Consider the following 12761-nt stretch of genomic DNA (forward strand, 5'->3'; position numbering starts at 1 on the left):
AAGACTGGGCCCCGCTCGCTACCGCTTCCGGCGCCCACGACAAGAGAGCTCGAAAGGTAACAAGTGCTCGACGTCAATTACTTCGATGAACTCAAGATCGGCCTAGCCACCGCCGACGATATCCACCGGTGGTCATTCGGTGAGGTCAAGAAGCCGGAGACCATCAACTACCGCACGCTCAAGCCCGAGAAGGACGGCCTGTTCTGCGAGAAGATCTTCGGACCTACTCGCGACTGGGAGTGCTACTGCGGTAAGTACAAGCGTGTCCGCTTCAAGGGCATCATCTGCGAACGCTGCGGTGTCGAGGTCACTCGCGCCAAGGTGCGTCGTGAGCGGATGGGCCACATCGAGCTGGCCGCCCCGGTCACCCACATCTGGTACTTCAAGGGTGTGCCGAGCCGGCTCGGCTACCTGCTCGACCTGGCGCCGAAGGATCTCGAGAAGATCATCTACTTCGCCGCCTACGTCATCACCTCGGTCGACGACGAGCTGCGCCACAACGAGCTCTCGACCCTCGAGGCCGAGATGGAGCGCGAGAAGAAGACCGTCGCCGACCAGCGCGACGTCGACCTGAACGAGCGTCAGCAGAAGCTCGAGGCCGATCTCGCCGAGCTCGAGGCCGAGGGTGCCAAGGCCGATGTGCGCCGCAAGGTGCGCGACGGTGCCGACCGTGAGCTGCGTCGTATGCGCGATCACGCGCAGCGTGCGCTCGACGAGCTCGAAGAGATCTGGGACAAGTTCGTCAAGCTGTCGCCGGGTGAACTCATCATCGACGAGAAGCTCTACCGGCAGATCGACGAGCGCTACGGCGAGTACTTCACCGGCGCGATGGGTGCCGAGGCGATCAAGAAGCTCCTGGAGAACTTCGACATCGACGCCGAGGCCGACTCGCTGCGCGAGACCATCCGCAGCGGCAAGGGCCAGAAGAAGCTGCGTGCGCTCAAGCGACTCAAGGTCGTCGCGGCGTTCCAGCAGTCCGGCAACTCGCCGCTGGGCATGGTGCTCGACGCCGTGCCGGTGATCCCGCCGGAGCTGCGTCCGATGGTGCAGCTCGACGGTGGCCGCTTCGCGACCTCCGACCTCAACGACCTCTACCGTCGTGTCATCAACCGCAACAACCGCCTCAAGCGACTGATCGACCTCGGTGCCCCCGAGATCATCGTCAACAACGAGAAGCGGATGCTGCAGGAGTCGGTCGACGCCCTGTTCGACAACGGTCGTCGCGGCCGTCCGGTCACCGGACCGGGTAACCGCCCGCTTAAGTCGCTGAGCGATCTGCTCAAGGGCAAGCAGGGTCGTTTCCGTCAGAACCTGCTCGGCAAGCGCGTCGACTACTCGGGCCGTTCGGTCATCGTCGTCGGCCCGCAGCTCAAGCTGCACCAGTGCGGTCTGCCCAAGCTGATGGCGCTCGAACTGTTCAAGCCGTTCGTGATGAAGCGACTGGTCGACCTGAACCAGGCGCAGAACATCAAGTCCGCCAAGCGCATGGTCGAGCGTCAGCGCCCGGCCGTGTGGGACGTCCTCGAAGAGGTCATCGCCGAGCACCCGGTGCTGCTCAACCGTGCTCCGACGCTGCACCGCTTGGGTATCCAGGCATTCGAGCCGCAGCTCGTCGAGGGCAAGGCCATCCAGCTGCACCCGCTCGTGTGTGAGGCGTTCAACGCCGACTTCGACGGTGACCAGATGGCCGTGCACCTCCCGCTGAGTGCGGAGGCGCAGGCCGAGGCACGCATCCTGATGCTGTCGTCGAACAACATCCTGTCGCCCGCGTCGGGTCGTCCGCTGGCCATGCCGCGTCTGGACATGGTGACCGGCCTGTTCTACCTGACCACGCTGAAGGACGGCGCGGTCGGCGAGTACAGCCCGGCCACCGGCGATGACGTCGAGCGCGGTGTCTACTCCACGCCGGCCGAGGCCATCATGGCCGTCGACCGTGGGGCACTGACCGTGCAGTCGAAGATCAAGGTGCGGCTGACCGATCAGCGTCCGCCGGCCGAGATCGAGGCCGCCGAGTTCCCCGAGGGCTGGAAGTACGGCCAGGCGTGGGATGCGGAGACCACCCTGGGTCGCGTGATGTTCAACGAGCTGCTGCCGATCGAGTATCCGTTCGTCAACGAGCAGATGCCGAAGAAGCGTCAGGCCGTCATCATCAACGACCTCGCCGAGCGGTACCCGATGATCGTGGTCGCGCAGACCGTCGACAAGCTCAAGGACGTCGGCTTCTACTGGGCCACCCGTTCGGGTGTGACCATCTCGATGGCCGACGTGCTGGTGCCGCCGGCCAAGGCCGAGATCCTCGACAAGTACGAGGAGCGGGCCGACGGCCTGGAGCGCAAGTTCCAGCGTGGTGCCCTCACCCCGGACGAGCGCCGCGATGCGCTGGTCGAGATCTGGAAGCAGGCCACCGAAGAGGTCGGCCAGGCCATGGAAGCCCACTACCCGGATGAGAATCCGATCCCGATGATCGTCAAGTCGGGTGCGGCGGGCAACATGACCCAGATCCGTTCGCTGGCGGGCATGAAGGGTCTGGTGACCAACCCGAAGGGTGAGTTCATCCCGCGTCCGATCAAGTCCTCTTTCCGTGAGGGCCTGACCGTGGCGGAGTACTTCATCAACACCCACGGTGCTCGAAAGGGCCTGGCGGACACCGCACTTCGTACCGCTGACTCGGGTTACCTGACCCGTCGTCTGGTCGACGTGTCGCAGGACGTCATCGTCCGCGAGACCGACTGCGCGACCGAGCGTGGCATCACCACCACGATCGCCGAGAAGATGTCCGACGGCACGCTGATCCGCGACGCGCATGTGGAGACCTCCACCTACGCCCGCACCCTGGCGACCGACGCCCTCGACGAGAACGGCAACGTCATCGTCGAGCGCGGCCACGATCTCGGTGACCCCGCGATCGAGGCACTGCTCGCCGCCGGCATCACGCAGGTCAAGGTGCGTTCGGTGCTGACCTGCGCGACCGGCACCGGTGTGTGCGCGATGTGCTACGGCCGCTCGATGGCGACCGGCAAGCTCGTCGACATCGGCGAGGCCGTCGGTATCATCGCGGCCCAGTCGATCGGTGAGCCCGGTACCCAGCTGACCATGCGTACGTTCCACCAGGGTGGTGTCGGCGACGACATCACCGGTGGTCTGCCGCGTGTCCAGGAGCTCTTCGAAGCGCGTGTGCCCAAGGGCGTCGCGCCGATCGCGGAGGTCTCCGGACGGGTGCGTCTCGAGGACGACGACCGCTTCTACAAGATCACCATCGTCCCCGACGATGGCTCCGAAGAGGTTGTCTACGACAAGATCTCGAAGCGTCAGCGGCTGCGCGTGTTCAAGCACGACGACGGCAGCGAGCGTCTCCTCGCGGACAACGACCACGTCGAGGTCGGCCAGCAGCTCATGGAGGGCTCGGCCAACCCGCACGAGGTGCTCCGCGTGATGGGTCCCCGTCAGGTCCAGGTCCACCTGGTCAACGAGGTCCAGGAGGTCTACCGCAGCCAGGGTGTGTCGATCCACGACAAGCACATCGAGACCATCGTGCGTCAGATGCTGCGTCGCGTGACGATCATCGACTCCGGTGCCACCGAGTTCCTGCCCGGTTCGCTCACCGAGCGTGCCGAGTTCGAGAACGCCAACCGTCGCGTCGTCGCCGAGGGTGGCGAGCCCGCGGCCGGACGTCCGGTGCTCATGGGTATCACCAAGGCATCGCTCGCGACCGAGTCGTGGCTGTCGGCGGCCTCCTTCCAGGAGACCACCCGCGTGCTCACCGATGCGGCCATCAACAGCCGCAGCGACAAGCTGATCGGTCTCAAGGAGAACGTGATCATCGGTAAGCTGATCCCGGCCGGTACCGGCATCAACCGGTACCGCAACATCCAGGTTCAGCCGACCGAAGAGGCGCGGGCCGCGGCCTACGCCGTGCCGTCCTACGACGACACCTACTACAGCCCGGACGGCACCTTCGGTGCCCCCGCCGGTGCTGCGGTGCCGCTGGACGACTACGGGTTCTCCAACGACTACCGGTAGTCACTCCCGCTGAACAGCAAACAACCCCCACGCCTTCGGGTGTGGGGGTTGTTTCGTCTTACTGTCCCGGCTGGTTGCGCCCGTCGACGCCGAAATGAGGTCGCATGCGACCTCATTTCGGTCCCGCGTACTCAGTTGAGGTCGCGTTTTCGAGGTGAGGTCGCATGCGACCTCACCTCTTCGTTGTCGCCCGCCTCGAGCCGGATGCCGTCGAGCAGCAACTCGAGCCCGGCCCGGAACTGGTCGATGTCCTCGTGCCCGTCGAACTCCTCGACGATGTAGTGCATGAACGGGAACTCCGTCGGATCCAGCGACCGCCACTCGTCGGCGATCGCACCCAGATAATCGGCGGCCGCGACGCTACCGTCGACGACCTCTTCGGGCGGTTCCTGGCCCAGGTCCGCGGCGACGCCGATGACGTAGCCGAGGACCGCCGACACGGCGTGGAAGGTGCGGCGAGGGGAGAGGTTCAGTCGCATCACCTGCTCACCGAGGCGCTCGTAGAAGACCAGTCCGTTGGATTGGATGGTTGTGTTGCGCAGGAAATAGGCTGCGAGCCAAGGTCGTTCGACGATGGCTCCGAACAGTGCCTCGGCGATGTCGCGGATGTTGTCGATCGGGTCGGCGTCGTCGCCCAGCTTCTCGATATCGGTGAGCACATCCACGAGCACGTAGTCGGTCGCCCGGTTGAGCAACTCGTCCTTGTTCGACACGTACCAGTAGATGCTGCCGACGCCGCCGCCGAGTCGGGCGGCCAGGGCACGGAAGGTCAGCGCGGATTCGCCGGATTCGTCGAGGATCGCCACCGCCGTTTCGACGACGGCCTCGAGGGAGTGCGAGACGCGTCGTCGTGAACCACGGGCCGGCCGCTCGACGGGCGCCTGAGGCTTGGTCGGAGCGGCTGGGCCGCGTCGTCGGGGTGGTGCCATGCGTCTATCCCATCACACTCCACCGACGAGCTATTGCGCCATATCGAACGACGTTCTAGTATCGAACCATGTTCGATAATCGAACGTCGTTCTATGAAAGGAGGTGCAGCGATGAACTCGGCAATTGACTCGGCCCCGAGCCGGACCTACGGGTCGCTCCGGGCCGCCTGGATCCCGCTCGCTGCCCTGTGTCTGGCCTTCTTTGTGGAGATGGTCGACAACACGCTGCTCACCATCGCGCTGCCGACCATCGGCCGCGACCTGGGCAGCGGCACCACCGCCCTGCAATGGGTGACCGGTGCCTACTCACTGACCTTCGGTGGTCTGCTCCTCACCGCGGGCTCGGCCGCCGACCGCCTCGGTCGCCGTCGGGTGCTGCTCTGGGGCCTCGCCGCATTCGGGCTGATCAGCCTGCTGGTCGTGTTCGTCCACTCGGCCGGGGAGCTCATCGCCCTGCGCGCCACACTCGGTATCGCGGCCGCCGCAATGGCCCCGATCACCAACTCGCTGGTCTTCCGTCTCTTCGAGTCGGAGCAACTCCGCATGCGGGCGATGACGATCATGATCGTCGTCGGCATGAGCGGCTTCATCCTGGGACCGCTGCTCGGCGGCACCGCGCTGGCGCACGTCAGCTGGGAATGGCTGCTGGTGGTCAACGCGCCGATCGCGCTCATCGCGTGGATCGGCGTGCGGATGGGCGTCGCCGCCGACCGCCCCGAGGACCTGACCGGTGATCGCCTCGACCTGCCCGGTGCGGTGCTGTCCATCGCCACCATCGGTCTCGCGTGCTACACGCTGACCAGTGGCATCGAGCACGGTTGGGTCTCCATCGCGACCGTCGGATGCGCACTGGGTGCGGTACTCGCACTGATCGCCTTTGTCTGGCACGAGCGCCGCGCTGCCCAGCCGATGCTGGATCTCAAGATCTTCACCTCCGGCACCGTGCGCGGCGCCGCGGTCGCCCAGATCGGTACCTCGATCGCGATGGCCGGCGTGATGTTCGGACTCATCCTGCACTTCCAGTACGCCTACGGCTGGAGCCCGATGAAGGCCGGACTCGCGAACCTGCCGATGATCATCACGATGATCGCGGCGACCCCACTGTCGGAAGGCCTGGCCCGCAAGTACGGGCACCGGATCGCCTGCCTCGTCGGTGCCGTGCTGCTCGCCGGCTCGCTGGCCGGCCTCGCCTGGGGCGTCAACCACGGCTACCTGGCGATCGCGGTGTGCATGGTCGTCATGACGATCGGCCTGCGGACGGTCATGACCATCTGCGCGGTCGCGCTGGTCGCGGCGATGCCGGAGAACCGCACCTCGATCGGCACCGCCCTCAACGACACCGCGCAGGAGGTCGGGACGAGCATCGGCACCGCCGTCGTCGGCACCTTCATCGCCGCGCTGGTGACGGTGAGCCTGCCGACCGGCGTCTGGAGTTCGGACCTGGTGTCGTCGTTCTTCCACGGCGAGACGATCACCTACGCGGTGCTCGCCGTCATCGTCGGACTCGTCGCCGGGTGGGGCGCGCTGACGCTCACCGACTCGCACGAAACCGAAGAAGCGCACTGACCATCGGCCATCCGAACGACCCACGGCCCCCACGTTTTACGACGTGGGGGCCGCTGTCGTACGGTCGTGGTTTGGTGGCAGAGGGGGAGCCGTGGCCGACAAACGTGAGTACCACGATGACTTCGTGCCCGTTCCGGGGTCGGCCGGCCCGCCGGCATGGGATCGTCGCGAGTCGGGTGGATCGCGGCCGGCGCTGCTCGTCCTGGGTGTCGGCGTCACCGTCGTGGTGTTGCTGATCGTCGGGATCGTCGCGCTACTCGTCCGGTCCGGCTCGTCCATGACGCAGTCCGCGTCGGATCTGATCCCCACTCAGAGCGTCGCCGAGTCCTCACCATCCTCGGCCCGGCAGTCGGTCCCCGCCGAGACGTCCGAGCCCGAGCCGAACGTCGCGGGAATCGACGGTGGGCCGGGCCCGGTGGCGGGCAACAACTTCAGTGTCGCCGACAACCCGTACAAGATCGGCCCCACACGGATGCCCTTCGCATTCGCGTTCCCCGACGGCTGGGACTGCATGTTCTCCACGACCTCGACGGTGCAGACCACGGGCGGCTACACGTGTATGGAGAGCTCCCTCGACACCAGCGGGGGAACCATCGTCACGAAGGAGAGTCACGCGGGCGGGCGCGTCGGCTTCCAGCATTGCGGCGCGGTCTGCACGCCGGCTGACATCGACGAGGTGGGCAAGCAGATGCGGATCCTGCCGGACGACTGGCGCGACATCGAGGCATCGACCACCTTCGCCGAGCGGACCGGTGAGATCGGCGACGAGACCCAGACCCGCGTCGGCATGCGGCACGTCTACGCCCCCGGAGGGGCCGGGGAACCCACGGTGATCGCGTTCGCGGTGATGACCGGTGACCCCGAGTACCGGGACACCATGCTCAAAATCCTCAACAGCGTGCGCGTCAACGCGCACTGATCATTTCGCGTCGCGATAGGGCAGATACTGGACGTTCCAGTGGTTGCCGTCCGGGTCGTCGAAGTAGACGAAGTGTCCCCACTGCTGGATGTCGACGTCGCTGACCTCGATGCCCGCGTCGACGAGGTGTTGGCGTGCGGCGTGGATGTCGGAGACGCAGAGCATCAGTGTCCCGACGTTCGGCGGGGTGCTGCCGTCGACGATGCCCTTCCCGAACGCGATCGAGCAGCCCGAGCCGGGCGGGGTCATCTGGACGAAGCGGATGTCGTCGGTGGGCGACGAGTCGTGGTCAGGATTGAACCCGACCCGGGTGTAGAAGTCCTTAGCCCGGTCGATGTCGGTGACGGGCAGAAACGCGACCTCGAGTGTCCAGTCCATGATGTGCACCTCTCGTTTGTTCGTGTAAGTCTGACGTGATTGAGCATCGTAGGTATTACGGACGATTTCGGTCCGCGATCGTTTTCCCTGTTGATTGAGTAAAGGAGCTTGCGACTGCATCGAGATCGTCTGGCGGTTGGGTCTCGATACGGTCGCTCCTTCGTCGCGGCCTACTCGACCGGCGGGGGTGCAATACGCTCTGACTGTGCAGACCGACCGCCCGGTGACGATCTACGGACCCGATTTCCCGTTCGCCTACGACGACTGGGTCACCCACCCGGCCGGGATCGGACGTCTCCCCGACGACGCGCTCGGCGCCGAGGTGGCGATCATCGGCGGCGGCATGGCCGGCATGGTCGCCGCCTACGAGCTGATGAAGATCGGGCTGCGGCCGGTGGTGTACGAGCCCGAGCGGATCGGTGGACGGCTGCGGTCGGAGCACTTTGTGCCCGGCGAGCCGGAGGTCGCCGAACTCGGCGGGATGCGGTTCCCGGTGTCGTCGTCGACCTTCTTCCACTACGTCGACACCTTCGGCCTGCGGTCGCAGCCGTTCCCGAACCCGCTGACCGAGGCGTCCGGCAGTACCGTCATCGATCTCGGCGGCGAAACCCATTACGCCCGAACGCTCGACGACCTGCCGCCGATCTATCGGGAGATCGCCGTCGCCTGGGACACCGCACTGGAGCGGGTGTTCGGGTTCTCCGGACTGCAGGACGCTATCCGTGACCGAGACACCGTGCGGCTCAAGGAATTGTGGAACAAGCTCGTGGTCGACTGGGACGACCGCAGCTTCTACGACTTCCTGGCCACCTCCGACGAGTTCGGCTCGCTCTCGTTCCGGCATCGTGAACTCTTCGGTCAGGTCGGATTCGGCACCGGCGGTTGGGATTCCGACTTCGCCAATTCGATGCTGGAGATTTTGCGGGTGGTCGTCACCAACTGCGACACCGAGCAGCACCTGATTGTCGGTGGCGCCGAACAGGTTCCGCGTCGCCTCTGGTCAGACAGTCCCGCGACGATTCGGCACTGGCCGGTGGGTACGAGCTTGTCGTCATTGCACAGCGGGGTGCCGCGTGCCGGGGTGGCGGCGGTCCGCCGGCTGGGTCCCAACCGCATCGAGGTGGTGGACCGGTGGGGCGACACCCGGGAGTTCCCCGCGGTCGTCGCCACCTGTCAGGCGTGGCTGCTGTCCACCGAAATAGATTGCGACGAAGCGCTGTTCAGTCAGGATCTGTGGATGGCGCTCGACCGTACCCGCTACATGCAGTCGTCGAAGACCTTCGTCATGGTCGACCGCCCGTTCTGGACCGACCGCGACCCGGTGACCGGCCGCGACGTGATGAGTATGACGCTCACCGACCGACTCACCCGCGGCACCTACCTGTTCGACAACGGACACGACCGGCCCGGCGTGATCTGCCTGAGCTACACCTGGATGAGCGACGCGCTCAAGGTGTTGCCGCACCCCGTGGAGAAGCGAGTTGCGTTGTCGCTGGCCGCATTGGGCAAGATCTATCCCGACGTGGACATCGCCGAGCACATCGTCGGCCGCCCGCTGACCGTCTCCTGGGAGGCCGAGCCGCACTTCCTCGGCGCGTTCAAGGGTGCACTGCCCGGCCACTATCGTTACAACACCCGGATGTACGGCCACTTTCACGGCCAGGACCGACTGCCCGACTCCGAACGCGGCATCTTCATCGCCGGGGACGACGTCTCGTTCATGCCCGCCTGGGTGGAGGGCGCGGTGCAGACCGCGCTGAACGCGGTGTGGGGCGTCCTGCATCACTTCGGTGGTCGCTGTCCAGACGGCAACCCCGGTCCCGGCGACCGCTTCGCCGACCTCGGTCCCCTCGACATCGGGCTGTGATCCGATGACCGCTGACCTGAGTAAACTGCGAATTGCGTTGATGCAGTGCATATCCCAACCCGATGATGTGGCCGGCAACCTGACCCGACTGGCGGCGGCCGCGGCGTCGATCGCGGAACTCGGGGCGCGGCTGCTGATCACGCCGGAGATGATGGTGTCGGGGTACAACATCGGCGCCGACGGTGCGCACCGGCTCGCCGACCCGGTCGACGGACCCATCGCGCAGCGGCTCGCCGCCATCGCGCGTGAGCACCGCCTCGCGATCCTGTACGGCTGTCCGGAAATCGACGATTCCGGGGTGGTCTACAACGCGATCCGCCTCGTCGACGCCACCGGTGAGACGGTGGCGACCCACCACAAGACGCACCTCTACGGCGACCTCGACCGGTCGATGGTGGCGGCCGGTGACATCGCGCCGCCGGTTGTCGACCTCGACGGGTGGCGCCTCGGGTTGGCCACCTGCTACGAAGTGGAGTTCCCCGAGGTCGTGCGGTCGCTGGCGGTGCGCGACGCCGACGTGATCTGTGTGCCGACCGCTAACATGGTGGAGTTCGATGCGGTACAACGTATTCTGCTGCCTGCTCGGGCGGTGGAGAGCCAGGTGTTCGTGGCCTACGCCAATTACTGCGGCGTCGAGGGGGAGTTGACCTACGGTGGGCTCAGTGAGGTCGTCGCGCCCACCGGCGAGATCCTCGCGATTGCTGATCGTGCACCGGAGATTCTCGTCGTCGATCTTGACCGTGCGCTACTTGAGGTTTCGCGCCTGGGTAACCCGTACCTCGCGGACCGTCGACCGGATTTGTATTGAGAAAACTCTGGACACGCCGCTGCCGATACCTTACGGTAGCGTAAGCGCAGGTTACTCCACGGTAACCCTCGCACAGGGGGTCGGGATCGGCTCCACCGATCGGCGTCGTCGCGCCGATCGGTGTGAAGACGGCACTCCGACAAGCAGTTTCATCTCGCAGTTAGGTTTTGCCGCGGCCGACGGTGCACACCGACGGCCGCACCTGACGTCATACGCCGTGTCGGGGCGGGGGCATGACGGTCACCAGGAGAGCACACGAGGGGGCCCGATGACCGACACACTCACCATCCGACGATTGACCAGACTGGACGACAACAGATTTCGTCGACCCCTGGCGCTGCTCGAAGCGATCGAGGTCGACGAACTGATCGTCATCCCGGGCGTCGACGCCTTACTCGACGCCCCAGGCGAGTTCTCACTTCGCTTCGACGCATCCATCGCCCTGTCCGGGCTGCTGCGCAAACACGCGCACCGGGTGGGGGTCATGAAACGCATGATCGTCGAGGAGTTCGACGAGACTCCCTATGCGCCGACATCACTGCGGCACATCCCGATCTGCCTGCCGGTCCGCGCGCTGCAGTACATCGTCGACGACGACCGGTGGCGGACGGACCCGAGCGGGCGAATCGCGGTACAGGTCGCCTTCGCCTTCGTCGCCGTGCATGCGCTCACCGACCCCACGGACTGTGGCACCGCATCCCGTTCGCTGACCCTGCGGCCCCGCCCGCTCCACGACGACCGCGCGTTGCTGCGCAGCGTCCTCGCCGGTGCGCTCGCCGGCATGGATAGCGTCGTGGCCGACCAGCTGCGGCTCTACATCAGCAAGGCGAGCGCGTTCTTCGCGGTGCGCGACGAACCGCAGCCGGCTTTCGGGGCGGCCGAGGCAGCGCCTTCGACGCTGCTCGACTACAACCCCGATGCGCTGCGCGAGGCCTGCCGGGCCATCGGCTGGGATCCGCGCGCGGTGCGGATCGCGGCCCGCTCGGCCGTCCGCTGAGCCGCACCCAGACACCGACGCCGGGGGAGGGCGTCGTGCGGGGTCGGGTCGGGTCGATCCACCACGGATCGACCCGACCCGCGTAGCACCGCGCCCGAACAGCCCAGGTTGCGCAGTACGCTGGGGTTTGTGGCCGAACCCCAGCGATATCGGTGGCTGCTGCACGTCGACCTGGACCAATTCCAGGTCTCGGTCGAACGGCTGCGCAGTCCCGAACTGAACGGCGTCGCGGTCATCGTCGGCGGCAACGGCGACCCGACCGAGGCGCGCAAGGTGGTGACCTGCGCGTCCTATGAGGCACGCGACGTCGGGGTGCGCGCGGGCATGCCGCTGCGCGCCGCGTACCGCAAACTGCCCGACGCGATCTATCTGCCGCTCGACGTGCCCGCCTACGACGTCGCCTCCGGCGAGGTGATGGCCGTGTTGCGCAGCTTCGGATTTCCGGTCGAGGTGTGGGGATGGGACGAGGCGTACCTGGGGATCGGAGTGCTGTCCGGCACCGATGAAGGTTCCGTCGATGATGCGACCGCTGTCGCTGCCGCCCACGACATCCGGGCCGCCATCGCCGACCGTAACGGCCTGTCGTGCTCGATCGGCATCAGCGACAACAAACAGCGCGCCAAGATGGCGACCGGATTCGCCAAGAAGTCGACCGGCGACAAGGTCTTTCGGCTCGATGGCCGCAACTGGCTGGAGTTGATGGGGGATCGACCGTGCCGCGACCTGTGGAGCGTCGGACCCAAGACCGCAGGCAAACTCGAGGAGTTGGGTATCGCCACGGTCAACGAACTGATCGCCACCCCTCGCGACACCTTGATCACCAGGTTCGGTCCGCACCAAGGCAATTGGCTCTACGTCCTGTGCCGTGGTGGTGGTGACTCGTCGATCACCGAGGAACCGTGGCTGGCGAAATCGCACTCCAAATCCCGAACCTTTCCCGTCGACCTCACCACTCACGACGAGATGCATTCAGCAGCAGCGGAACTCACTCACGAAGGTCTCGACCAGGTTCTCGACGAACAACGCGTGGTGTTTCGGGTGGCGGTCACCGTCCGCACCACGACCTTCTTCACGCGCACCAAGTCGCGCAAACTCGCCGCACCCACCACCACCTACGACGAGATCGCGCCCGTCGTCGCGGCCCTGCTCGACGACTTCGAACTCGACCGTCCGGTCCGGTTACTGGGGGTCCGCTTGGATCTCGTCACCGAGGACGAACCGGAGTCGGTGGGGGTGGACTCATGACGGCGCGGGTCCGCGGATGGACGGCGCTGCTC

General features: G+C 66.1%; 9 protein-coding genes. 7 read left to right on the top strand and 2 right to left on the bottom strand.

All coding sequences use genetic code 11. The features are described from left to right. Positions 1-63: 63 nt before the first annotated feature. The gene (locus AAFP30_RS16525) at positions 64-4020 is read left to right on the top strand and encodes a DNA-directed RNA polymerase subunit beta' (RefSeq protein ID WP_419231046.1); all 3957 of its coding nucleotides are present in this window, start codon (positions 64-66) and stop codon (positions 4018-4020) included. A 131-nt stretch (positions 4021-4151) separates the two neighbouring features. On the opposite strand, the gene AAFP30_RS16530 is transcribed toward AAFP30_RS16525, so the two are convergent. Then, positions 4152-4949, bottom strand: a complete 798-nt coding sequence (locus AAFP30_RS16530) for a TetR/AcrR family transcriptional regulator (protein WP_419231047.1) — start codon at positions 4947-4949, stop codon at positions 4152-4154. 111 nt (positions 4950-5060) lie between these two features. On the opposite strand from AAFP30_RS16530, the gene AAFP30_RS16535 reads away from it, so the two are divergent. Together AAFP30_RS16535 and AAFP30_RS16540 are read left to right on the top strand one after the other, a co-directional pair. Continuing rightward, entirely contained in the window at positions 5061-6515 is a 1455-nt protein-coding gene (locus AAFP30_RS16535) for an MFS transporter (protein ID WP_419231048.1), read from the top strand. A 91-nt stretch (positions 6516-6606) separates the two neighbouring features. After that, entirely contained in the window at positions 6607-7434 is an 828-nt protein-coding gene (locus AAFP30_RS16540; protein WP_419231049.1) for a hypothetical protein, read from the top strand. On the opposite strand, the gene AAFP30_RS16545 is transcribed toward AAFP30_RS16540, so the two are convergent. Next, the gene (locus AAFP30_RS16545; protein WP_419231050.1) at positions 7435-7812 is read right to left on the bottom strand and encodes a VOC family protein; all 378 of its coding nucleotides are present in this window, start codon (positions 7810-7812) and stop codon (positions 7435-7437) included. A gap of 205 nt (positions 7813-8017) precedes the next feature. Between AAFP30_RS16545 and AAFP30_RS16550 the strand changes: the two genes are divergently transcribed. The 4 genes from AAFP30_RS16550 to AAFP30_RS16565 all read left to right on the top strand — a co-directional run bounded on the left by AAFP30_RS16550 (position 8018) and on the right by AAFP30_RS16565 (position 12729). After that, a complete protein-coding gene (locus AAFP30_RS16550) occupies positions 8018-9679 on the top strand; it encodes a flavin monoamine oxidase family protein (RefSeq protein WP_419231051.1) in 1662 nt (553 codons plus the stop codon). Between the two features lie 4 nt (positions 9680-9683). Beyond that, positions 9684-10487 (top strand): carbon-nitrogen hydrolase family protein, encoded by an 804-nt coding sequence (locus tag AAFP30_RS16555; protein ID WP_419231052.1) that lies wholly within the window; start codon positions 9684-9686, stop codon positions 10485-10487. A gap of 268 nt (positions 10488-10755) precedes the next feature. Then, positions 10756-11484 carry a hypothetical protein gene (locus AAFP30_RS16560; RefSeq protein ID WP_419231053.1) on the top strand — a complete coding sequence of 243 codons (729 nt, stop codon included), beginning with the start codon at positions 10756-10758 and terminating at the stop codon, positions 11482-11484. A gap of 129 nt (positions 11485-11613) precedes the next feature. Beyond that, entirely contained in the window at positions 11614-12729 is a 1116-nt protein-coding gene (locus AAFP30_RS16565) for a DNA polymerase IV (RefSeq protein WP_419231054.1), read from the top strand. Positions 12730-12761: the final 32 nt, after the last annotated feature.

Origin of the sequence: Gordonia sp. CPCC 205515, assembly GCF_048537925.1 — a bacterium.
Classification (GTDB): domain Bacteria; phylum Actinomycetota; class Actinomycetes; order Mycobacteriales; family Mycobacteriaceae; genus Gordonia.